We start from the raw sequence: 23,093 nt of genomic DNA on the forward strand, positions 1-23,093 counted from the left end.
TCGTCGTGGCGTGTTACACCTCGCCGCCACAGGAGGAATGAAGTTGATCGAGTTCGGTTTCGGCCCGGGAGTCTGCGGTGAACTGACCGACGGGGCGACCCGGGAATGGCTGGTCACCGACGGTCTCGGCGGGTACGCCACGGGCACGGTGAGCGGGCTGCGGACCCGTCGCTACCACGGTCTGCTGGTGGTCGCCGGGGAAACCCCGGCCGCCCGCCGGGTGGGACTGGTGAGCCTGGACCCGGCGGTGGTCCTGCCGTCCGGCGCCCGGGTCCGGCTCGGCGCGCACGAGTGGTCCTCGGGCGTGGTCGACCCCCGCGGCTTCGAGCTGCTGGAGCGCTTCGACCTGGTCGACGGGCTGCCCCGCTGGCGGTGGCGGATCGGTGACGTGGTGATCGAGCGGGAGCTGGCCATGACGTACGGCCGGTCCGCCGTCGCCGTGGTGCACCGGCTGGTGGCCGGCGGCCCGGTCCGGCTGGACCTGTCGGCCGCCTGCACCTGGCGCGACGCGCACGGCGAGCGGCGGGCCGACGGCCCCGCGCCCCGGGTGGAGCCGGTCGACGGCGGCGCGGTGGTCGAGGGCGCGTTCCGGCTCGCCGGCCCGGACTGGACGCCGGAGGGGCAGTGGTGGCTGGGCGTGCACCACCGGGAGGAGGCCGCCCGTGGGCTGCACCCCGACGAGGACCTCTGGTACGCGGGCCGGTTCTCCGGCGCGCTGGACCGCCCCGGGGACACCGTCGCCGTGCTGGCCTGGGCCGGTGACCTGGCCGAGGAGCCGCCACCGGCGACGCAGGTGGTGGCGGCGGCCCGGCGACGGCACCGGGCGGTGGTGGCGGCGGCACAGCCGGCCGACCCGGTGGAGGCGACCCTGGCCCTGGCCGCGGACGCGTTCGTGGTGCGCACCGCCGCCGGGCCGGACGTGGTGGCCGGCTACCCCTGGTTCGGCGCCTGGTCGCGGGACACCATGACCTCGTACGAGGGGTTGTTCCTGTGCACCGGGCGGGCCGACGAGGGGCGGGAGCTGCTGCGCTCGTACGCGGCGACGCTGTCGGAGGGGATGCTGGCGAACACCGCCGACACCGGGAGGGTGGAGTACAACACGGTCGACGCGACGCTGTGGTTCCTGCACGCGGTGAGCCGGCACGTCACCGTCACCGGTGACACCGACCTGGGTGACGAGCTGCTACCGGCGCTGCACGGGGTGGTGCAGGCCCACCTGACCGGCACCCGGTACGGCATCGCGGTCGACCCGACCGACGGGCTGATCACCCAGGGCGGCCCCCCGGACACCGCGCTGACCTGGATGGACGCCCGGGTGTACGGGGTGCCGGTGACCCCGCGCACCGGCAAGCCGGTCGAGGTCAACGCGCTGTGGATCAACGGGCTGGCCGGGTTGGCCGAGCTGACCGAACTGGCCGGTCAGGACCCGGCCGAGCTGTGGCGGCTGCACGGCCACGCCCGGAACTCGTTCGGCAAGCGGTTCCCCACCCCGGCGGGCTGGTTGCACGACGTGGTGGACGCGCCGGCCCCGGCGTACCCGCTGGGCGGGGCGGCGCACCACGACGACGACCTGCTCCGCCCGAACCAGCTGCTCGCCTGGTCGCTGCCGTACGCCCCGCTGGAGCCGGACCCGGTGGCGTTGCGCCGGGTGGCGGCCGGGCTGTTCACCCCGCTGGGCCCGCGCAGCCTCGCCCCCGACTCGCCGGAGTTCGCACCCCGGCACCGGGGCGGCCCGGCGGAGCGGGACGGGGCCTACCACCAGGGCACGGTCTGGCCGTGGCTGGTCGGCCCGTTCGTCGAGGCGTACCGCAAGGCCGGGCTGCCCACCGACGACCTGCTGGTCGGGCTCGTCGGCCATCTGGGCGAGTACGGCCTGGGCTCGGTGAGCGAGACGGCGGAGGGCACCGCACCGCACGCCGCCACCGGCTGCCCGTTCCAGGCCTGGTCGGTGGCCGAGTTGCTGCGCGTCAGGCGGGCGCGATAGGCAGGCGTTACACACCGGCAACGGCGACGTCTCCGCTGGTTATCCGCGGGTGTGCAGGATTGGCCCCGAACCCCGGGCCACAGCGACGACACCCTCATGGTGTCCCACCGCCGTGCGCCCAGGCACCACCGAAGGGGGCCGCATGTCACCTGACGCCGACGTGATCGACATCCACCCCGCCCGGCACCAGCGGGTGCTGATGCTCTCCTGGGAGTACCCACCCGTGCTCGTCGGCGGGCTCGGCCGGCACGTCCATGCCCTGGCGACGGCCCTGGCCGCCGCCGGGCACGAGGTCACCGTGGTCACCCGGCACGCCGAGGGGGCGCCGCTGGAGGAGTACGCCGACGGCGTCCGCATCCTGCGCGCCCCCGAGGACCCGGTGACCTTCCCCCTGGCCACCGGGTCGCTGCTGGCCTGGACGATGGCGTTCAACCACACCCTGACCCGGACCGCCCTGCGGGCCGCCGACACCGCCGCCTACGACGTGGTCCACGCCCATGACTGGCTGGTCGGGCACACCGCCGTGACCCTGGCCGAGCACCTCGACCTGCCGCTGGTCACCACCATCCACGCCACCGAGGCCGGCCGGCACCAGGGCTGGCTGCCCGGGGAGATGAACCGCACCATCCACGGCGTCGAACACTGGATCAGCAACGCCTCGGCCCGGGTGATCGCCTGCTCCGGCTACATGCGCACCCAGGTGAGCCGGCTGTTCGACGTACCGGCGGGCCGGGTCGACGTGGTGCCCAACGGGGTGGACGACCGGGCCTGGCGGGCCCGGCCTCGGGCGGTCGCCTCGGCCCGTGCCCGGTTCGCCGGGGACGGCCCGCTGGTCGGCTACGCCGGCCGGCTGGTCTACGAGAAGGGCGTCCAGCACCTGGTGGACGCCGTGCCGTACCTGCGGGACCGGCACCCGGGGCTGCGGGTGGTGATCGCCGGGGACGGCCCGTACAAGGACCAACTGGTCGACCAGGTACGCCGGCTGCACGTCGCCGACAGCGTCCGGTTCGCCGGTTTCCTGGACGCCGGCCAGCTCCCGGCGCTGCTCGCCGCCACCGACGCGACAGTCGTGCCGAGCCTCTACGAGCCGTTCGGCATGATCGCCCTGGAGGCGGCGGCGGCCGGTGCGCCACTGGCGGTGGCGAGCACCGGCGGGCTGGCCGAGATCGTCGAGCCGGGCGTCACCGGGGTGACCTTCCCGCACAGCGACCCGGGTGCGCTCGCCGGTGCGGTCGGCCGGCTCGTCGGCGACGAGGTCTTCGCCCGTCGGGTGGCCCGCCGGGCCCGCACCATGGTCGGCGAACGGTACGGCTGGGCGGCCATCGCCGCGCGTACCGCGAGCAGCTACGCCGCCGCCCGCCGCGAACACGGCAGCTTCCAGGCCCGTCGGGCGGCGACTCTGCTGGCCGGGGGGCGTCCACGGATCGCCATCCCGGAGGGCAACCTGCTGGCGTTGGACGGTGCCGCCTGCTGAGTGAACCGGGACCTGACAACCGATAGGTCCACCCCGATCCATTGGCTACGGTGTACCTCCGCCGATGGTGAGGAGAACGGTGCAGCAGGTAGTGATCGCTGGCCGGTACCGCCTGCTGAACTTGGTGGGCCGGGGTGGCATGGGCCGGGTCTGGCTGGCCCGGGACGAGGTGTTGCACCGCGAGGTGGCGGTCAAGGAGGTGGTGCCCCCCGCCTGGCTGGCCGACGACGAACGCGACGAGCTGCGGTTGCGGACGTTGCGCGAGGCGCGTACCGCGGCCCGGCTCAACCACCCCAACGTGGTCCGGCTCTACGACGTGGTGCAGGTCGAGGAACGACCGTGGATCGTGATGGAGTACGTCCCTTCGCAGTCGTTGCAGACGGTGCTGGACACCACCGGCCCGGTCGACCCGGTCCGCGCCGCCGACATCGGCATGGCGCTGCTGGCCGCCTTGCGCGCCGCGCACTCCGCCGGAGTGCTGCACCGCGACGTCAAGCCGCAGAACGTCCTGGTCGCCGACGACGGGCGGGTGATGCTCACCGACTTCGGACTGGCCACCTTCGACGGCGGTGACGGGTTGATGACCCGCCCCGGGATGGTGCTCGGCTCGCCGCAGTTCGTCGCCCCGGAACGCGCCGCCGAGGGGGTGTCCAGCGTGGAGGCGGATCTGTGGTCGCTCGGGGCCACCCTGCACGCCGCGGTGGAGGGGCGCTCCCCGTACGCCCGGAGCACCGCGATGGCCACCCTGGCCGCCCTGGCCACCTCGCCACCGGACCCGGCGCCGCACGCCGGCCCGCTGCGCCCGGTGCTGGAGGGGCTGCTCCTGCGCGACCCCCGTCAGCGGATCGGCCACGACGAGGCGAGCCGCCGGCTGGAACGGGTGCTCCGACCGGCACCCAGCTCCGAACCCCCCACGGTGGTGCTGCCGGTCGCCCGTCCGGCGGGCCGGACAGCGCCGCGCTGGCCCCACGCGGTCGGCGATCCCGCCGACCAGCCGACGGACCGGCCGCCGAGGAGCCGGGCGGACCTCGACGACGAACGGGACTGGGGCCCGCCCGGCCGTGGGGCCTCCGGATCCACCACGGCGGCCGACCAGCCCGTCGCGGCCCAGCGCCCGGCGTCGTCCGGTCCCCCCGGCCCGCACCCGGACGGCCGGAAGCCAGCTGGTCCGGCGTCGGGCGGCGCTGACCCGGGCGGCCCCTACCCGGGCGGCCCGGGGCCAGGCATTCCGGGGCCGGGCGGGCCAGGGCCAGGCGGGCCAGGGCCAGGCGGGCCAGGGCCAGGCGGGCCAGGGCCAGGCGGGCCGGGGCCAAGCGGGCCGGGAGGACGCGGTCCGGGGCGGGACGGCACGGGTGGGGTGCCGGGGCGGCGGGCGGCGGGGGCGCTGGCCCGGCTGCCGGGCGGGGTCCGCGGCTGGGTACTGGCCGGGGTGACGCTGGCCTTGGGAGCGACGGTCGGCATCGGCACCACCGTCGCGATCGACCGCGACGACCACCGGGCCGGACCGGGCCGGACGAACGTGCTGACCAGCGGCGAACCGTCGGCCCGCCCGCAGAGCCAGCCGGCTCCGAACCAGGATCGGCCCGGCCCGCCCCCCGGCAGAGGGGGCGTCACCCCACCCCCTCTGCCGTGCCTGCGCCCCGAACCGGTCGGTACGGAGGTCACCGGCCGACCGGCGACCGTGGACGACGGATTCCGTCCGCCGTCCGGCTGGACCTGGTACGACGGGGCCGGCTACCGGATCGCCGTGCCGGTCGGCTGGCTGCGTAGCCAGGAGGGGATGGTGATCTGCTTCCGCGACCCGGGCAGCCGTCGGACGCTCAGCGTGCAGCCGGTGCCCGTCGACGGCACCGAGGCCCTGGACCGGCTGCGTGCCGAGGAACGCGAGCAGCTCGCCGCCGACACCCTGCCCGGGTACGACAAGATCAAGCTGGCCGCGTTCGACGGCGACGGCGCCCAGTGGGAGTGCCGCTGGGACACCCCGTTCGGCGGCCGGGAGCACGGCGTCCGGCTGATCGCCGGCCGGGACCTGGCCGGATTCGTCCTCAGCTGGTCCGCAGCCGACGAGGACTGGGGGGAGTCGACCGGACAGCTGGGGGTGGCCCGGGAGAGCTTCCGGGGCCGGTCGACCGAGGTCACCTCACCCCGCTGACCCGCACCCGACGCTGCGGCCAGCGCCACCACCGCGGTCGAGAAACCGCAGCTGGATGGATACGCTGGTAGCGGGGGTAGCTGAGGGGGAACGTCGTGCACCAGCAGCTGGTCGCCGGGCGCTACCGGCTGCTCGATCTGGTCGGCACCGGGGGGATGGGCCGGGTCTGGTTGGCGCGCGACGAGATGTTGCACCGGGACGTCGCGGTCAAGGAGGTCGTCCCACCCTACTGGCTCGCCGAGTCCGAGCGCGAGGAGCTGCGGCTGCGCACGCTGCGCGAGGCGCGTACCGCGGCCCGGCTCAACCACCCCAACGTGGTCCGCATCTACGACGTGGTGCACGACGGGGACAGCCCCTGGATCGTGATGGAGTACGTCCCGTCCCGGTCGGTGCAGCAGTTGCTGAACGCCGAAGGACCGTTGGCCCCGCACCGGGTGGCCGAGATCGGGCTGGCGGTGCTGGCCGCACTGCGCGCCGCGCACGCCGCCGGGGTGCTGCACCGCGACGTGAAGCCGCACAACGTCCTGGTCGGCGACGACGGGCGGGTGGTGCTGACCGACTTCGGGCTGGCCACCTTCGACGGCGGCGACGGGGTGATGACCGGACCGGGATTGGTGCTCGGCTCGCCACAGTTCGTCGCCCCCGAGCGGGCCCGCGACGGGGTCTCCGACCCGCGTACCGACCTGTGGTCGCTGGGCGCCACGCTCTACGCGGCGGTGGAGGGGCAGTCCCCGTACGCCCGGATGAGCGCGATGGCGACGCTGAGCGCGCTGGCCACCGAGCCCCCCGACCCGATGCGCCGGGCCGGACCGCTGCGCCCGGCGCTGGACGGCCTGCTGCGTCGCGACCCGGACCGACGGCTCACCGCCGCCGAGACGGAGCCGCTGCTACGGGCGGCGCTCGTGCCCTCGCCCGCCGGACCGGAGGCGCTCGGCACGACGCCCATCGGACCGGGAACGCCCATCGGACCGGGAATGCCCACCGGGCCGGGAATGCCCACCGGGCCGGGAATGCCCACCGGGCCGGGGACCTTCGGCGCGACCCCGGCATCGGTGCCGGCGGTCGGCCCGGCCCCGGGATCGGCCGGCCTGGTTTCGGGCTCGGGTGGCCTGACTTCGCGCTCGGGTGGTCCCGCTCCCCGAGCGGTCAACCTGGCGCTGGGGCCGGGCGGTCCGACCGGGCCGGTGCGGGTCCGGGCGGCGAGCGGGCCGGTGGCGGGCGAGACCACCGGGGACACCCTGCCGCCGGTCGGTGGTCTCCGCCGCCGTCGCCGGATCGCCCTGGTCGCGGTGGCCGTCGCGGGCACGCTGCTGGCCGGGGGCGGGGCGACGCTCGCGCTGCGGACCGGTGAGTCCCCGCCGTCCTCGCCGGGTGGCGGCGCCGGCAGCCCGGTGGCCCGGCCGGCAGCCTTCCCGTGTGCCGCGCCCGCGCCGGCGGACGCCACCCCGGTCCGGTCCGCACCGCCGCCGACGGGTGAGCGGTTCGGCCTGGTTCCGGGCTGGACCTGGTACGTGGACCCGGCCGGGTTCCGGATCGCCGCGCCGGCCGGTTGGCTGCGCTACACCGAGGGCGCGGTGACCTGTCTGCGGGAGCCGGACGGCCCCCGGGTGTTGAGCGTCGCTGCGGGTGACGCGCCGGCCGACCCGGTGGCGTACTGGAAGGCCGAGGAGCGCCGGCTCACCGACGCCGGACGGCTCGCCGGCTATCGCCGGGTGGAGATCTCCGCGCTGGACATGTTCCGGGGCGGTGCGCTGTGGGAGTGCGAGTGGACCAGCGCGGCCGGCTCACGGCTGCACACCGCCCGGTTGCTGGTGCGGGTCGCCCCGGAGCGGGCCTACACCGTCTCATGGCTGACGGACCAGTTCGACTGGCAGGTCAACGCCACGTACTTCCTGATGATCCGGCAGAGCTTCCGCCCCGCCGACTGACACGCTCCCCTGTGGACCGTCCGGGTGATTGCCCCGTCGGCGGGAGTTCTGACACAGTGGCGTAGCTTTGTCGATCAAGAACCTGGGGAGGGGCGAGGCGACATGATGGGACCGTCCCACGCACTGTCGGGCGCGGCGGTGTGGTTGACCGGGTCGTGGGCACTGGACTACTTCGCCGACTACCACCAGTCTCCGCTCGCGCTGGCCGTCGGCACGGCGGTCTGCGCCGGTGGCGCGCTCTTCCCCGACCTCGACCTCTCCGGCAAGGTCACCCGCAACCAGGGTGGCGCGACGGTGGCCCGCACCTTCGGCGTCTTCTCGCTCTTCGTCGCCGAGGTGATGGAGAAAATCTCACTCGGGGTCTACTACGCCACCAAGCTCAGCCGGGATCCGCGCCGCAACAACGGCCACCGTACGTTGACCCACACCATCCCGTTCACCGTGCTGGTCGGCTGGGGCACCACCACGCTCTGCGCCGCGTACGGCAAGTGGGCGGTGGTGGGCATCCTGTTCTTCATGATCGGGCTGGCGCTGCGCGGGCTCTTCGACAAGTGGGCCGAGCGGGCCGGTTGGGTGATCGTCACGCTCGTCTCGGCCGCCGCCGCCTGGTTCACCTTCGCCAACCTGCCCGGCGATCGCGGCTATCCGATGATCGGTTTGGCGGTCGGGGTGGGCTGTTTCGTGCACATCCTCGGCGACATGATCACCAAGGCCGGGGTGCCGATCCTCTGGCCGATTCCGATCAAGCGTCGGATGTGGACGATGATCGGCCTGCCCAACAGCATCGCCCTACGTACCGGCAGCAAGGCCGAGGTGGTGGTGCTGCGCACCGCCCTGACCGTCCTCTCCGTCCTCGCAACGATCGGCCTGGTCGCCCCCTCAGTCCTCGACCGCCTAAACATCGACGTCTGACCCACCCCACCCCACCCCGGCGCCCCCACGCGCGCCCGCCGCCGGTGATCAAGAGGTTTGTGTCAAGAATGATCTTGAGGCTGACGCAAACCTCTTGATCACCGGGGGATACCGGGGGTGGGGGGCACGCCTACGATGCGAGCATGCGCGCCGGTCCTGGGATCCGCCCCCTTGCCGGGTCCTTTTGCGGACGGTTGCTCGCTGGAGTGCTGACCCTGCTGTCGCTGACCCTCTTCGCGGGGGTGCTCTGGGACGCCGGGTACGCCCGGCTCTATCCGGCGTTGCGGTTCCTGCACCGACCGCTACCCCTGCTCGGGCTGGCCACGCTGGCCGCGCTGACGCTGGTGGCCGCCGGCTGGCTGGCCACCCGGCGGCCCCCCGCCTCGACGATGCTACGACTCGGCGCGCTCGGCTGCGCGGTGCTGCTCGGCGTGGGCACCGCCGCCTGGGGCATGTTCCGCACCGGTTTCGCCTCGACCGTAGAACGGGACTCGACGCTGGCGGTCTCCCCCGACGGCCGGTACGCGGTGGTCCGGCTGGACACCCGCGACTGGAAGGACCTCCCGCACACCGAACTGCGGGTCCGGTCCCGAGCCGGGCTGCTCAGCCACGACGCCGAGCGGGAACTGGTCACCTGCCGGCACGAGTGGCCCGCCGGACGGATCGACGCCGAGTTCGTCGGCGAGCGGACGGTCCGGGTCGCGATAGCCGATCGTCCGGCGGTCACCGTCGCGTTCGACCGACGGCTGCGCCCGCACCAGACAGTGGACGTCTGCCGCCCACCCGACGACTGAACGGCCCCGAGCGGGCCGGCAGAACGGAGGGGTCGGACACGGACGGCGGTGCGGGCAGATGCCCCCGGCGGATCGGGCAGGTGACCCGGCGGTGCGGGCTCAAGCGGGGGTGCGAGCAGGCGAGACGACGGTGCGAGCTGAAGCGGCGGTGCGGGCAGGTGGGACGGCGGTGCGGGCTCAGGCGGCGGCGGTGCGAGCAGGCGAGACGACGGTGCGGGCTCAAGCGGCGGTGCGGATAGGTGGGACGGCCTACGAGCTGAGGCGGCGGCGCGGGCAGGTGAGGCGGCGGGCTGGGGGTGGCTCAGGCGCCGACCCGCTGGGGTGGCACGGTGAGGCCGTAGAGCGCCATCAGCTCCGGGGTGTCCACCCGGTTGCCGTCGGCGACCGAGTCGCAGGCGATGTCGACGATCTGGTCCTTGTGCGCCAGCAGGTACGGGCGGGCTCCGACGTCGGCACTGGCCAGGGTCGCGATGCCGGCCCAGTGCCGGCGGCCGAAGAGCATCGGGTAGCCGCGCAGCCCGTCGTAGGTGGCGCAGGCCAGCACATCCGGGTACGGGAGGGCGGCCACCCGCCGGACCGCCGCCGGAGTGAGACCGGGCATGTCGACCGGCACCACCACCACCGCCTCGACCCGCTCGTCGGCCAGCGCGGCCAGTCCGGCCCGGATCGACGAGCCGACTCCGGTCCCCCAGGCCCGGTTGACCACCACGGTGGCGGAGCTCAGGTCGGCGGCCGTGCGGACCTCGTCGGCCGCCGCGCCCAACACGACCACCAACTGTCCGCAGCCGGCCTCGGTCATCGTGTCGATCATCCGGCTGACCAGCGGCCGGCCACCCTGGCTCAGCAACGCCTCGGGGCCGCCGAGCCGGCGTCCCCCGCCCGCCGCGATGATCATTCCTGCGATACGCACACCGGGTGCAACGAGCCCCCGGGGGAATGAGTGTCGGGGCGAAACGGATATTTCACGCGTATATCCATGGCCCGACGTCCACGAGCGCGTGCGGCGGAGCTGCGTCGGCACGGCAGTTTACGGCGGGGCGGGACCAGCCCACCTCGGCACAGCACTCGATGCCACGGCCGGACGCGGCCAGCCCGCATGGCACAACAGGCGAGGCCACGGCCGGATGCCGGTCAGGCCGCGTCGGCACAGCAGGCGATGCTGGGCCGGATGCCGGTCAGGCCGCGTCAGCACAGCAGGCGAGGCTGCCCGATGCGGTCAGTCGGCGTCGGCGTAGCAGTCGACGACGGACAGCTCCAGGGGGAAGCGGACCGGGGAATCGCCGAACAGCAGCGCCGAGGCGCGTATCCCGGCGCGGCGGACCGCCTCGACCACCATGTCGGCCTGGTCGGCCGGGCAGTGCACGACCACCTCGTCGTGCTGGAAGAAGACCAGTTGCCCGCCGGTCCCGGCCAGCTCGCCCCGGAGCGTGGCGAGCAACGTCGAGGCCCACTCGGCGGCGGTGGCCTGGATGACGAAGTTCCGGGTGAACCGGCCCCGGGACCGTGCGGCCCGAGCCCGGGGGGAGTGCGGGTCCGACCCGGCGTCCGGAACCGGCAGGGCGTCGTCGCCGTCGCCGAAACCCGCTGTCCCCGGCGGGCAGGTCCGGCCGAGCCAGGACCGGACCAGGCCGCCCGCCTCGCCGGTACGGGCCGCCGCCTCCAGATAGCCGAAGGCGGTCGGGTAGCTGCGCTTGAGCACCGCCAGGGCGGGCAGCGCCGCACCGCCGGTCTGCCCGTACATCGCGCCGAGCAGGGCGAGCTTGGCGCGGGCCCGGTCACCGCCGAAGGAATCCCGGGCCAGCGCCGCATAGAGGTCACCGGCCGCGCCGGCGGTGGCCAGCCGCGCGTCGCCGGAGACCGCGGCGAGCACCCGGGGCTCCAACTGACCGGCGTCGGCCACCACCAGTCGCCAGCCCGGATCGGCCACCACCGCCCGGCGGATCACCTTGGGAATCTGCAACGCGCCGCCGCCCCGGGTCGCCCACCGGCCGGAGACCACCCCGCCGGGGACGTACTCCGGTTGGAACCGGCCGTCGCGGACCCAGGCGTCCCGCCAGGCCCAGCCGTGCGCCGTCCAGATCCGGTAGAGCTCCTTGTATTCGAGGACCAGCGGCACCGCCGGATGGTCGACGCCGCGCAACACCCAGGCCCGGGTGTTGGGCAGCTCCACGCCGACCCGGGCGAACGCGCGCAGCAGCTCCGCCGGGGAGTCGGCGTGCAGCTGCCGGACGCCGAAGGCATCGGCGATCCGCGCGGCCAGCTCGGCCAGTCGCCGGGGCGGGCCACCCACCGGGGACACCTCGCCCAGCAGCTCGGCGAGGATCGCGTCGTGCACGTCGGCCCGCCAGGGCAGCCCGGCGGCGGCCATCTCCACCGCGACCAGCGCGCCGGCCGACTCGGCGGCCACCAGCAGCCGGAACCGGCCGGGATGCGCGGTGGCGGCGACCTGGGCGAGCTGGTCGGCGTACACCAGGGTCAGGGTGTCGATGCCGGGGGCCGGCGGGCCGGGGACGGCCTCGAAGAGGACGGCCTGGCCGTGGCCGGGCGGCGCGGGCGGCCGGGGCGGCGGGTCGGGCGGGACGGCGGCCCCGGTGAGCCGGGCATACGCGGCGGCCAGCGAGCGGGGCTCACCCCACCGGCCGGCGTGCCCCAGCAGCAGCGCCTCGGTCAGTTCGACGTCGTGGCAGCGCTCGACCCGCACCCCGGCGCGCAGCAGCGGTGGGTAGACCGCTGCGCCGGCCGCCCACACCCAGCGCGGATGCGCGGCCGCCTCGCGCGCGGCCACGGCACCGGGCAGGTCGTCGACGACCTCGACCGGCCCGGCCGGGCGACCGGCGTCGTCGAGCGGCCGGAGCGCCCCGCCGCCCCGCTCGCCCGCCACCACCGCCACCACCGCCACGGACCCGATTCTGCCCCGCCCCTGTGACACCCCGACCGGGTACGCGGGTCGGCCCCGCACCATCGGGTCGGCCCCGCACCATCGGGTCGGCCCCGCACCGTCGGATCAGGCCCCGCACCATCGGATCAGGCCGGCGGTGCGGTACCGGGCCGGACACGACGACGGCGGCGAGGTGGAGCGCCCACCCCGCCGCCGACGGTCTGCCGGGTTACTTCACCGCGCCCGAGGTCAGGCCGGACTGGATCTGCCGTTGGAAGATCGCGTACACGATGATCATCGGGAGGATGGCGATGGTCAGGGCGGCGAACAGGCCGGACCAGTCGGCCTCGTAGCCGGCGTTGACCGAGATGTCGGCGATGCCCTGGGTGAGCACCCACTTGTCCTTGGCGTTGGAGAGCAGCACCAGGGGCAGCTGGTACTGCGCCCACTGCCCGATGATGTTGAAGATCGCCACGCTGATCAGGCCCGGCTTGGCCATCGGCAGCATCACCTGGAAGAACAGCCGGGTGTGCGAGCAGCCGTCGATCATCCCGGCCTCGGCCACCGAGTTCGGCAGCGTCCGGAAGAACGCGGCCAGGAAGAAGATGGTGAACGGCAGCGAATAGGCGATGTAGACCAGGATGACGCCGGTGTGGGTGTCCAGCAGACCCAGGTTGCGGACCACGAAGAACAGCGGCACCAGCGCCAGGAAGACCGGGAAGGCCAACCCGGAGACGAACAGGTAGTAGATCGCCCGGTTGCCCCGGAACTTGTACCGGGCCAGCACGTACGCCGCCATCGAGCCGAACAGCATGGTGCCGAACGTGCTGCACGACACCACGAAGACGCTGTTGAGGAAGTACCGGCCGACGTGCGCCTTGGTCCAGGCCCGGCCGAAGTTCTCCCAGCGCAGCTCCGCCGGCAGCGTCCACGGGCTGCTGAAGATCTCGCCGGTGCTCTTGAACGCGGCCAGGAACGTCCAGAGGATCGGCACGATGACGATCACCGCCCAGACGGCGAGCGCCAGCTGGCCGAGCCCGCTGAACAGTCGTACCTCGTGGTGCTCGCCCCTGGCCCGGCGGGCGCGGGCGGCGGGCCGGCCCGGCGGGGTGTCCGCCGAGGCCGGCGGCAGCGTCGTCTGTGCGGCCATCTCAGTACTCCACGCTTTCCCGCTTGGTCAACCGCAGCGTCAGCGCCGCGAACGTGAGGGTGAGGAAGAACAGCGCCACGCCCATCGCCGAGGCGTAGCCGTACTTCGAGTAGACGAAGGCGTTGCGGTAGATCTCCACCGCCAGCACCGTCGTCGCGCCGTCCGGGCCGCCGCTGTCCACCGAGAGCACCGCGACGATGGCGAACGCGTCGAACGCGGCGATGCCCAGATAGACCCAGGCCACCTGGAGGGTGTCCCAGAGCAGCGGCAGGGTGACCCGGAAGAAGAGCATCACCTTGCTCGCCCCGTCCATCTCGGCCGCCTCGTAGATCTCGCCCGGGATGGAGGCCATCCCGGCCGAGAAGAGCACCACGTAGAAGCCGACGGCCTGCCAGACCAGCACCGCGATGATCGACCAGAGGGCCAGGTTCGGCCGGATCAGGAACAGCACCGGGTCCAGGCCGAGCTTCATCAGCACGCCGTTGATCAGGCCGGACTCGTTGGGTCGGTACACCATCTGGAACAGCACCGCGATGATGGCCACGGCCAGGACCTGGGGGAAGAAGAACACCACCCGGTAGAACTTCGACCCCCGGACCCCCTGCCGCTGGCCGCCCACGCTGCGCCCGCCCACGTTGAGCAGGAAGGCGAAGAACAGCGCGATGGCGATCGTGATCAGCGGCAGGGCAAGCAGCAGTACGCCGTGGTGCTGGACCGCCTGCCAGAACCGCCCGTCGTCGAGCAGCCGCCGGTAGTTGTCGAAGCCCACCCACTGCGGGGCGGACAGCCCCCGCCAGTTGGTCATCGAGATCTGGAACGCCTGCGCGTACGGTGCGATGACGAAGACCACGTACAGCGTGACCGGGGCGAAGAGGAACCCGATCACGAACGGATACTTGCCGTGCCGCATGATCCCGCTACTCCGTTCGGTCAGCGCGTGAACTTGGCGACGGAGCTGTCCTTCTTGATCGCGTCGGCCCGCTTCTGGATCCGCTCCACGAAGGCGTCCGCCTTGATCCGGCCGAACATCAGCTCGTTGGTGGCGGTCCGCGCCTCCGTGTCCAGCTCCTTGTACCAGCCGTCGAAGTACAGGTTGAACACGTCCTGGCCGGCGGCCTTGAGGGCGGCCTGGGAGCTGGCCACACCCGGCGGGAAGGCGAAGCCCGCGCTGCCGGCGGTGACCACGGTCGGGGCCTTGACCACCTCGGTGAAGCCCTTCGCGCCGGCCACCGAGAGCATCTGGCGCATGTACTCCAGACCGCCACGCGGGTTCTTGCTCTTGGCCGAGACGAAGTAGCCCTCACCGGCGGTGGCCCGCACCGCGGTGGCGGGCAGCTTGTCCGAGGCGGACAGGCTCGGCACCGGCATCAGCTGGTAGTCGAAGCCGGCCGGGGTGTCCTTCTTCTGCTCGCCCTCCAGCCAGTCACCGCTGGGGTAGAAGGCCAGCTTGTACTGGTTCTGCCGCAGCTGCACGTCGGTGTGCTTGAGCCCCTCGAAGCTCTTGTCGACGTACTTCGCGCCGATCTCGGCCCACGCCTCGGCGGCCTGCTTGACGGCGTCCTGCTGCCAGGCCCCGTCCTCCAGGTTGTCGATGTTCTTGAGCACGTCGGTGCCGCCGATCTTGGCGGCGTGGGTCAGGATCACGTTCCACTGGTAGTAGGCCGCGTTCGCCCCGGCGTAGCCGTACGGGGTGATGCCCTTGGCCTTGATCTTGTCGAGCAGGGCGGTGAACTCCGACCAGTTCTTGGCCGGCGCCCAGCCGTTGTCGGTGAACAGCTTGCCCGAGTACCAGATGCCGAAGACGGTGGAGACGTAGTACAGGACGTACGGCTTGCCGTTGAACGAGCCGGCCTCGACGGTGCCGGGGACGACCGTGTCGCGGACCTTCTTGTTCGGGTCGTCGACCGACGGGGCGTCCCACAGCTCGGTGAGGTCCATCAACTGGCCGTCGGCGACCAGCGAACCGAAGTCGATCAGCTTCTCGCCGGAGTTGTTGACGAACTCCGGCGGGTTGCCCGAGGCGAACCGGGGCTGGAGCACGGTGGAGACCGCCTGGGTGGACTGGTGCTTGATCTCCGCCTTCGGGAACGCCTTCTTGTAGAGCGGCTCGTGCACGTCGGTGGCGTACTTCTCGCCGTAGCCGCCGTTGAAGATGACCACCTCCAGCGCGGCGTCCTCCTTGACACCGAGCGGGTTGCCGGCGCTCTTGGCGCCCTCCTCGGCCTTGGTGGTGCCCTCGTCGGAGCCGCTGGTGGCGCAGGCGCCGAGCAGGCTGACCACCGGCGTGGCGAGCAGGCCCGCCGCGGCGGTACGGCCCAGCAGGGTGCGGCGGCTCAGCGCGGTGGGGGTCTCGGGGGTATTCGACATCGTCGTCTCTCCTTGGGTGTACGGGTCAGGCGGTCCGCCGGAGACGCCCGGCGTACCGCGACTCGAGGGCGAGGTTGTGCGCGTCCCCACCGGGGACGTTGGCGGAGAGGTAGATAGGGGGTACCTCTCCGGCCTGGTGGAACCGTCGGACGACCTCCGCGGTCACCAACTGCGCCAGCAGCGCGGCGGTGACCGAGGAGACCGCACAGACCGCGCCGCCGCCCTCCAGCGGCAGCAGTGCGTCGCCGTACGGGGCGCCGTTGTCGAGCACGACGTCGGCGAGTTCGGCGAGTCGGTGTCCGGACGGGTGACGTGGGGCGACCCGTGCGGTGTGCGCGACCGAGGTGACCGCGATCAGCGGGTGGCCGCGCTCGGTGACCAGCATCGCCAGCTCGACCACCGAGCCGTTGATGCCGGACTGCGAGGCGATCAGGAAGACGTCGGCCGGCTGCGGTCGGGCCAGCGGGTAGAGCTGGTGGGCCACGGCCGGGTCGCGTTCCAGCTTGGGGTCGGTGAGCACGTCCCGTGGGGCGTCACCGTGCAGCACCAGGTCGTGCAGGCTGATCCGGTTGGTGGGGACCAGGCCGCCGGCGCGGGCCACCAGTTCGGCGGCGAACGCCTCGGAGTGGCCGGCGCCGAACGCCTGGAGCACCCCGCCGGACCGCAGGCTGGCGGCGATCAGGTCGGCGGCCCGGCCGATCGCCTCGGCCTGCGACTCGACCAGCCGGTCGAGCACGGGTCGGACGGCCTGCGCGTACCCCTGGGCACTGATCATGACGTGGTCCCCTTCGCGGCCTTGTGCCCGTCGACAGCCTGGGCGGTACGCCGGAAGGCCGCGTGGGCGCGGTCGTGGGTGCGCTGCGCCACAGCGATGTAGAGCAGGTCGAGCACGACGAGCTGGGGGTGCCGGGCGGACAGCGCGTCCGGCCGGAAGGTGGTGGCCTGGCTGGCGGTGAGCAGGACGATGTCGGCCAACTCGGCCAGCGGCGAGCGCGGGAACCCGGTCAACGCCACGGTGGCGGCGCCCCGGCTGCCGGCCTCGGCCAGCATCTCGATGGTCTCCCGGGTCTGCCCGGTGTGCGAGATGCCCAGGGCCACGTCGCCGGGGCTGAGCAGCGCGGCGCTGGCCAGCCCCTCGTGCACGTCGCTCCACGCCCACGCCGGCACCCCGATGCGGTGCAGGCTGAACTGCATCTCCTCGCCGACCAACGCGCTGCCGCTGGCACCGAAGATGTTGACCCGGGCGGCGCCGGCGATGGCCACGGCGGCCCGTTCCACCTCGGCGAGGTCGAGCAGGGTGGCGGTGTCGTGCATGGCCCGGGTGTCGGCGGCCATGATCTGGTCGAGCACCCGTTCCAGCGGGTCGCCGGGCTGGATCTCCCGTCCGATGTCGACGGTCCAGCCGGCCGACCGGGCCCGACCGGTCTCGGAGGCGATGCCCAGGCGCAGGTCGGCGTAGCCGTCGAAGCCCATCGCCCGGCAGAACCGGGTGATGGTGGCCGGTGAGGTGCCGCTGCGCTCGGCCAGCTCGACGATGGTGGCGCGGGCCGCTGCCTCCGGATCGCTGAGCACCTGCTCGGCGACCCGGCGCAACGCTCCCGTCAACTCCCCCGCACCGGCCCGGACCCTGGCCAGCACCCCGTCCGCGCTCCGCCGGTCGACCGGGTCGGCGTCGACCACCGCGGTTACCGCAGCGGTGTCCCCCTCGCGCTCGGCCATCGACACGCCTTTCGGAAAAGAGTGTTAACTGTTAGTGGTAAAAGTTCTTACTGAAGGGCCCTTCCTGTCAAGACCGTGGGCGAAGTTTTCAAACTGTTACCTCCCGCACCGGGTCTTCGTCGCCCATCGATCTTGCCCTCGGGCACCGCGCCGACCAGCATGGACACCGCCCGCACCGCCGCGCCCGGGGAGGCCCGAGAGGATGTCCGACACCGTCGTGGTCGGCCTCGACATCGGGGGTACGTCCACCCGGGCGACCGCCCTGACGCTGACCGGCGAACGTCTCGGCACCGGCCGGGCCGACGGCGGAAACCCCACCAGCCACGGGGCCGAACGGGCCGCCGCCGAACTGCTCACCGCGCTGCGGGAGACGCTGCGCGAGGTCGACCCGGCCCGGGTCCGCGCCGGCGTCATCGGGCTGGCCGGGTTCGGTCGACTGCGTGCCGATCCGGCCGGCCGGGCGGCCTTCGACCGGGCCTGGTCGGACGCCGGCCTGCGCTGCCCGTACGCGGTGCACGGCGACGCGCTCGTCGGGTACGCCTCCGGCACCGCCGCGCCCGACGGCACGATCCTGATCGCGGGTACCGGCGCGATCGCCGCCCAGGTACGCGACCTGCGGCTCGACCGGGTCGCGGACGGGCACGGCTGGCTGCTCGGTGACGCCGGCTCCGGGTTCTGGCTGGGCCGGGAGGCGGTCCGTCGACTGCTGGCCGACCTGGACGCGGATCGGATCCCGGGGCCGTTGAGCCGCCGGGTCCTCGGTGCACTGCTGGGTGCCGATCAGGTCGCCGAGCGCCCCCGGGACACCGTGGACGCGGTGGTCCAAGCGGTCACCCGCCGGCCGCCGGTGCAGCTGGCCCGACTCGCCCCGCTGGTGGTCAGCGCCGCCGTCGACGGGGAGCCGGTGGCGGCCAAGCTGATCCACCGCGCCGCCGCGCACCTGGTCACCAGCGTCGGCCGGATCCGCCCGGACGACGCGACCACGCCGCTGGTGCTCGGCGGCGGGCTGCTCACCGGGGACACCCCGCTCGGCGCGGCGGTCCGGGTCGAAGCGGGCCGGCGCTGGCCGGACGCCCCGGTCCGCTCGGCCGGGGACGGCGCGGTCGCAGCGGCCTGGCTGGCCGCCCGCGCCCTGCCCGAGGTCACCGACCCGGTCGCCCTGCACGCGCTGCTGTTCCCCGGGCCCCGCCCAGCGGCGGCCACGCCGGGAGGATCATCATGATCGTCTACGGCTCAGCGGCACACGCCACGGCGTGTCGTGTCGCTCACCTTCAGAAGATCATGATGATCCACGGGGCCGTCCCGGCCGGAGCGGTACCGTCGGTGCCCGCGCAGCAGTTGCCTCGCACGCGGCAGGCTTCGGGGCCGCCCGGCGTTGACCGATACCGCCCCCGGCCGCGCCGGTCTGGCCTAGCGTGGGTCCATGCGCCGCCTGCGGCAGCTCGCCGAGCGGACGCCGGCCGGGCGGGAGCGGTACGTCGACCTGCTCCGCGCGCTGGCGATCACCATGGTCGTCATCGGGCACTGGACGGTGACCGTGATCGGCCGGGACGCCGCCGGCCGACCCACCGGGCACTCCGCGCTCGGCGACCTGCCCTGGGCGTACCCGCTGACCTGGCTGGCCCAGGTCATGCCGGTCTTCTTCCTGGTCGGCGGGTACGCCAACGCGGCGTCACTGACCAACCGGCGGGCCCGTGGCGGCGACGCCACCGGCTGGCTGCTGGACCGCAGCGCCCGGCTGGTCCGCCCGACCAGCGCGCTGCTGCTGACGCTCACCGTCGCGGCGACACTGGCCCGGCTGCGCGGCGTGGCGCCGGCCGAGATCCGCACGGTGGTCTGGTTCGCCACCATCCCCCTGTGGTTCCTGGTCGCCTACCTGGTCGTCGTGGTGCTCACCCCGCCGATGCACGCCCTGCACCGCCGGTACGGGCTGCTCGTCGCGCTGCTCCTGGTGGCCCTGGTCGGCCTGGGTGACCTCGGGCGGCTCGTCGGCCCCGCCGGGCTGGCCCGGGGGAACTACCTGTTCGGCTGGCTCGCCGTGCACCAGCTCGGCTTCGCCTGGTACGACGCCCGTTCCCCGGCCCCGCCCGCCCCCTCCACCCCGGGCCGGGCAGCACCGGGGCACCCTGCCGGGGATCGGCCGACGCCGGAGCACCGTGCCCCGGGACGGGTGCGGGTGCGTCGCAGGCGGCTGCCCACCTCGCGGCGGGCCGCGCTGTGCTTCCTGACCGGTGGGCTGACCGCGTCGGTGCTGCTCACCGTCGTCGGGCCGTGGCCGGTGGCGATGCTGCACGTGCCCGGCGAGCGGCTGGACAACGCCGCCCCGCCCAGCCTGGCCCTGCTCGCCGTCGCCGCCGGCCAGCTCGGGCTGATCCTGCTGCTGCGCGACCCGGCGGAGCGCTGGCTGCGCCGGGCCGGCCCCTGGCAGCTGGTGATCGCCGTCAACCTGGTGGTGCTCACCGTCTTCCTCTGGCACCTGACCGCCACGATCCTGCTGGTCGGGTTCCTCGACGCGATCGGGGTGCTGCCCACCCCACCGATCGGCACTGCGGCCTGGTGGGGTTGGCGGGTGCCGTGGCTGGTGCTGCTCGCCGGGGTGCTCACCGTCCTGGTGGCCGCCTTCGGGCCGGTGGAGGCGCGCAGCGCCCGGCACCGCACCGGCCGCCGGGCCGGGCGAAGCAGCCCGGCCCGCACCGCGCTGACCGTCGCCGGCTACGCGGCAGTCGTCGCCGGGCTGCTCGGCAACAGCGTCACCGCCGCGCACGCCCCGGAACCGCTCGGCACCCCGGTGGCGGCGCTGCTGGCGTACCTGGCCGGGGCGGGTGTGCTGCGGCTGCTCAGGTCTGGGTGGGGAAGCCGAGGTTGAGCCCGCCGTGGCGCGGGTCGAGCCAACGACTGGTGACCACCTTGCCCCGGGTGTAGAACCGCACCCCGTCCTCGCCGTGCGCGTGCAGGTCGCCGAAGAGGGACGCCTTCCAACCGCCGAACGAGTAGTAGGCCATCGGCACCGGGATCGGCACGTTGATCCCGACCATGCCGACCTCCACCTCGTGCTGGAAGCGCCGGGCCGCACCACCGTCGTTGGTGAAGATCGCCGTGCCGTTGCCGTACGGATTGGCGTTGACCAGTTCCACCGCCTCGTCGTACGAGCCGACCCGGACGACGCCGAGCACCGGGCCGAAGATCTCGTCGGTGTAGATCGACATGTTGGGGGTGACGTGGTCGAACAGGGTCGGGCCGAGCCAGAAGCCGCCCGGCTCGCCGTCCGGCACGACGTCCCGACCGTCCACCACCGGCACCGCGCCGGCTGCCACCCCGGCCTCGACGTACCCACGCACCCGCTCGGCGTGCACAGCGGTCACCAGTGGTCCCAGGTCGCCGCCGCGCCGACCGTCGCCGGTGCGCAGCCTGGCCATCCGTTCGGCGATCCGGGCGACCAGGGCGTCGCCGATCGGCTCCACGGCGACCAGCGCCGAGATCGCCATGCACCGCTCCCCCGCCGAGCCGAACCCGGCGTTGACCGCCGCGTCGGCCGCCAGGTCCAGGTCGGCGTCGGGCAGGACGACCAGGTGGTTCTTCGCCCCGCCGAGGGCCTGCACCCGCTTGCCGGCCAGGGTGCCGCGCTGGTGCACGTACCGGGCGACCGGGGTGGAGCCGACGAACGACACCGCCTTCACCCCCGGGTGGTCCAGCAGCGCGTCCACCGCTTCGGCGTCACCGTTGACCACGTTGAACACCCCGGCGGGCAGGCCGGCCTCGGCGAACCACTGCGCCAGCAGCAGCGCCGCGCTGGGGTCCTTCTCGCTCGGCTTGAGCACCACCGCGTTGCCGCAGGCCACCGCCACCGGCACGAACCACAGCGGCACCATCACCGGGAAGTTGAACGGCGAGATCACCGCCACCACCCCGAGCGGCTGCCGCAGGCTGTACGAGTCGACCTCGGTGGAGACGTTCTCGCTGAAGCTCCCGCGCAGCGCCGAGGCGACGCCGCAGGCGTACTCGATCACCTCGAGGCCGCGCTGCACCTCGCCGGCGGCGTCGGCGAGCACCTTGCCGTGCTCGGCGGTGATCACCTCGGCGAGTCGGTCCCGCCGGGCGTGCACCAGTTCCCGGAAGGCGAACAGCACCGCCGTCCGCCGGGCCAGCGAGGCGTCCCGCCAACTCCGGGCGGCCCGCTCGGCCGCCGCCACGGCGACCGCCACGTCCGCCGCGCAGGCCAGCGCCACCCGGCCGGTGCGCCGGCCGATGGCCGGGTCGAAGACGTCCCCGCACCGGCCGGACGTGCCGTCGACCCGCTCGCCGTCCACGAAGTGCCCGATGCGGATCTCCCCGCCCGCCGGAGCAGCTTCCGGCCCCGGCTGTGGGGCTTCCGGCCCCGACCCGGCGGTTCCCGGGTCCGGCCCGCTCCGCTCGCTCATCGGGACGCCTCGGCCGCGACGGTGGAGCGGATCGCCTCGACCAGGATGGCCAGCCCCTCGCGGGCCTCGTCCTCGGTGAGGGTCAGCGGCGGGCCCATCCGCACCACGTTGCCGTACAGGCCGCCCTTGCCGACCAGCAGACCACCGGCCCGGCACGCCTCGAAGACCCGGGTGGTCAGCTCCGGATCGGGCTCCACGCCACCGGGCCGGACGAACTCCACGGCGAGCATCAGCCCCCGGCCGCGCACCTCGGCGACGCCGTCGAGGTCGGCGACCGCGGCGCGCAGGCCGTCGACGAGGATCGCGCCGACCCGGGCCGCGTTGGCCTGGAGGTCGTGGTCACGCAGGTAGTCCAGGACGGCGTTGCCGGCGGCGGTGGAGACCGGGTTGCCGCCGAAGGTGGAGAAGCTGACCGCCGGCATCGACTCCATGACCTCGGCCCGGCCGACCACCCCGGCCAGGGCGAAGCCGTTGCCGATCCCCTTGGCGAAGGTGAGCAGGTCCGGGGTGACCCCGTGCGCCTGGTAACCCCAGAAGTGCTCACCGGTACGGCCCCAACCGGTCTGCACCTCGTCGGAGATGAGCAGGATGCCGTGTTCGTCGAGCACCTTCCGCCAGCCGGCGAACAGCCCGTCGGGCGGGGCGACGAAACCGCCGACGCCCTGGATCGGCTCGGCGATCAGGCACGCCACGTCGCCGCTGGTCTCGGTGGCGAGGACCTCACGCAGGTCCTCCACCGCGGCGTCGATCCGGTCCGCCTCGGGCAGCCGGGCGAGCAGTCCGCGCAGCCGTTCACCGGAGTGCAGCCAGGCCACCTGGAGCGGATTGTGCGCGCTGGCCGCCCAGCTCCGGTTGCCGGTGACCCCCATCGCCGCGTACGACCGGCCGTGGTAGCTGTTGCGGACGGCGAGGATCTGGTGCGAGCGGCGGTGGTTGGTGGCGACCAGCAGCGCCGCCTCGTTCGCCTCGGTGCCGGAGTTGGTGAAGAAGACCCGGGCGTCCGGGATGCCGGCGAGCCGGGTCACCTTCTCGGCCAGTTCCACCTGCTGACGGATGAGGTAGAGGGTGGAGGTGTGCACGATGCCGGTCCGTAGTTGGCGCTCGACCGCCTCGCGGATCTCCGGGATGTCGTAGCCGATCATGTTGGTCAACACGCCACCGAAGAAGTCCAGGTAGCTACGCCCCTGGGCGTCGGTGACCCGGCGACCGGACCCGGCGACCAGCTCGATCGGTTCGGCGTAGTAGAGCGGCATCCAGGACGGGAGCACGGCCCGGTGTCGGGCCAGCAGGTCGTCGGCGGTCATCGGCACACCCTTC

The 23,093-nt window shown here is 73.7% G+C and carries 17 protein-coding genes; 8 read left to right on the plus strand and 9 right to left on the minus strand.

The annotated features are described in order from the left end of the window. Nucleotides 1-43 precede the first annotated feature (43 nt). The 6 genes from ACIG87_RS15585 (at nt 44) to ACIG87_RS15610 (ending at nt 9,244) form a co-directional block, all read left to right on the plus strand. On the plus strand, nt 44-1,984 hold the full coding sequence (locus tag ACIG87_RS15585; protein WP_396851318.1) for an amylo-alpha-1,6-glucosidase: 1,941 nt from the start codon (nt 44-46) through the stop codon (nt 1,982-1,984). 142 nt (nt 1,985-2,126) lie between these two features. After that, on the plus strand, nt 2,127-3,458 hold the full coding sequence (locus ACIG87_RS15590) for a glycosyltransferase family 4 protein (protein ID WP_396851184.1): 1,332 nt from the start codon (nt 2,127-2,129) through the stop codon (nt 3,456-3,458). 79 nt (nt 3,459-3,537) lie between these two features. After that, nucleotides 3,538-5,610 (plus strand): protein kinase, encoded by a 2,073-nt coding sequence (locus ACIG87_RS15595; RefSeq protein ID WP_396851185.1) that lies wholly within the window; start codon nt 3,538-3,540, stop codon nt 5,608-5,610. Nucleotides 5,611-5,705: 95 nt separating this feature from the next. Continuing rightward, nucleotides 5,706-7,538, plus strand: a complete 1,833-nt coding sequence (locus ACIG87_RS15600) for a protein kinase (protein ID WP_396851186.1) — start codon at nt 5,706-5,708, stop codon at nt 7,536-7,538. A gap of 102 nt (nt 7,539-7,640) precedes the next feature. Beyond that, nucleotides 7,641-8,450, plus strand: a complete 810-nt coding sequence (locus ACIG87_RS15605) for a metal-dependent hydrolase (RefSeq protein WP_396851187.1) — start codon at nt 7,641-7,643, stop codon at nt 8,448-8,450. A 143-nt stretch (nt 8,451-8,593) separates the two neighbouring features. Continuing rightward, the gene (locus tag ACIG87_RS15610; RefSeq protein ID WP_396851188.1) at nt 8,594-9,244 is read left to right on the plus strand and encodes a hypothetical protein; all 651 of its coding nucleotides are present in this window, start codon (nt 8,594-8,596) and stop codon (nt 9,242-9,244) included. 301 nt (nt 9,245-9,545) lie between these two features. On the opposite strand, the gene ACIG87_RS15615 is transcribed toward ACIG87_RS15610, so the two are convergent. From ACIG87_RS15615 to ACIG87_RS15645, 7 genes are all read right to left on the minus strand, one after another. Further along, nucleotides 9,546-10,139 (minus strand): NTP transferase domain-containing protein, encoded by a 594-nt coding sequence (locus ACIG87_RS15615; RefSeq protein ID WP_396851189.1) that lies wholly within the window; start codon nt 10,137-10,139, stop codon nt 9,546-9,548. A gap of 321 nt (nt 10,140-10,460) precedes the next feature. Next, a complete protein-coding gene (locus ACIG87_RS15620) occupies nt 10,461-12,125 on the minus strand; it encodes a bifunctional 3'-5' exonuclease/DNA polymerase (RefSeq protein WP_396851319.1) in 1,665 nt (554 codons plus the stop codon). A gap of 226 nt (nt 12,126-12,351) precedes the next feature. Beyond that, entirely contained in the window at nt 12,352-13,272 is a 921-nt protein-coding gene (locus tag ACIG87_RS15625) for a carbohydrate ABC transporter permease (RefSeq protein ID WP_396851190.1), read from the minus strand. Nucleotide 13,273: 1 nt separating this feature from the next. Further along, the gene (locus ACIG87_RS15630) at nt 13,274-14,182 is read right to left on the minus strand and encodes a carbohydrate ABC transporter permease (RefSeq protein ID WP_088645682.1); all 909 of its coding nucleotides are present in this window, start codon (nt 14,180-14,182) and stop codon (nt 13,274-13,276) included. A 20-nt stretch (nt 14,183-14,202) separates the two neighbouring features. Beyond that, nucleotides 14,203-15,639 carry an N-acetylglucosamine/diacetylchitobiose ABC transporter substrate-binding protein gene (ngcE, locus tag ACIG87_RS15635; RefSeq protein ID WP_396851191.1) on the minus strand — a complete coding sequence of 479 codons (1,437 nt, stop codon included), beginning with the start codon at nt 15,637-15,639 and terminating at the stop codon, nt 14,203-14,205. A gap of 25 nt (nt 15,640-15,664) precedes the next feature. Further along, nucleotides 15,665-16,414 (minus strand): sugar isomerase domain-containing protein, encoded by a 750-nt coding sequence (locus tag ACIG87_RS15640; protein ID WP_396851192.1) that lies wholly within the window; start codon nt 16,412-16,414, stop codon nt 15,665-15,667. Beyond that, the gene (locus tag ACIG87_RS15645) at nt 16,411-17,358 is read right to left on the minus strand and encodes a MurR/RpiR family transcriptional regulator (RefSeq protein ID WP_396851193.1); all 948 of its coding nucleotides are present in this window, start codon (nt 17,356-17,358) and stop codon (nt 16,411-16,413) included. The genes ACIG87_RS15640 and ACIG87_RS15645 overlap by 4 nt, the downstream gene beginning before the upstream one ends. A gap of 202 nt (nt 17,359-17,560) precedes the next feature. Here ACIG87_RS15645 and ACIG87_RS15650 point away from each other — a divergent pair, with 202 nt between their 5' ends. Continuing rightward, nucleotides 17,561-18,580, plus strand: a complete 1,020-nt coding sequence (locus ACIG87_RS15650) for an N-acetylglucosamine kinase (RefSeq protein ID WP_396851194.1) — start codon at nt 17,561-17,563, stop codon at nt 18,578-18,580. A gap of 201 nt (nt 18,581-18,781) precedes the next feature. Then, complete coding sequence (locus tag ACIG87_RS15655; protein ID WP_396851195.1) at nt 18,782-20,224, plus strand: acyltransferase family protein; 1,443 nt, start codon at nt 18,782-18,784, stop codon at nt 20,222-20,224. On the opposite strand, the gene ACIG87_RS15660 is transcribed toward ACIG87_RS15655, so the two are convergent. After that, nucleotides 20,196-21,776: a CoA-acylating methylmalonate-semialdehyde dehydrogenase gene (locus ACIG87_RS15660; protein WP_396851196.1), complete on the minus strand. Its 1,581-nt coding sequence runs from the start codon at nt 21,774-21,776 to the stop codon at nt 20,196-20,198. The genes ACIG87_RS15655 and ACIG87_RS15660 overlap by 29 nt on opposite strands. Then, nucleotides 21,773-23,080: an aspartate aminotransferase family protein gene (locus ACIG87_RS15665; protein WP_396851197.1), complete on the minus strand. Its 1,308-nt coding sequence runs from the start codon at nt 23,078-23,080 to the stop codon at nt 21,773-21,775. The genes ACIG87_RS15660 and ACIG87_RS15665 overlap by 4 nt, the downstream gene beginning before the upstream one ends. Nucleotides 23,081-23,093: the final 13 nt, after the last annotated feature.

The sequence above is a fragment of the Micromonospora sp. NPDC051925 genome (genome assembly GCF_044548625.1).
Lineage (GTDB): Bacteria > Actinomycetota > Actinomycetes > Mycobacteriales > Micromonosporaceae > Micromonospora.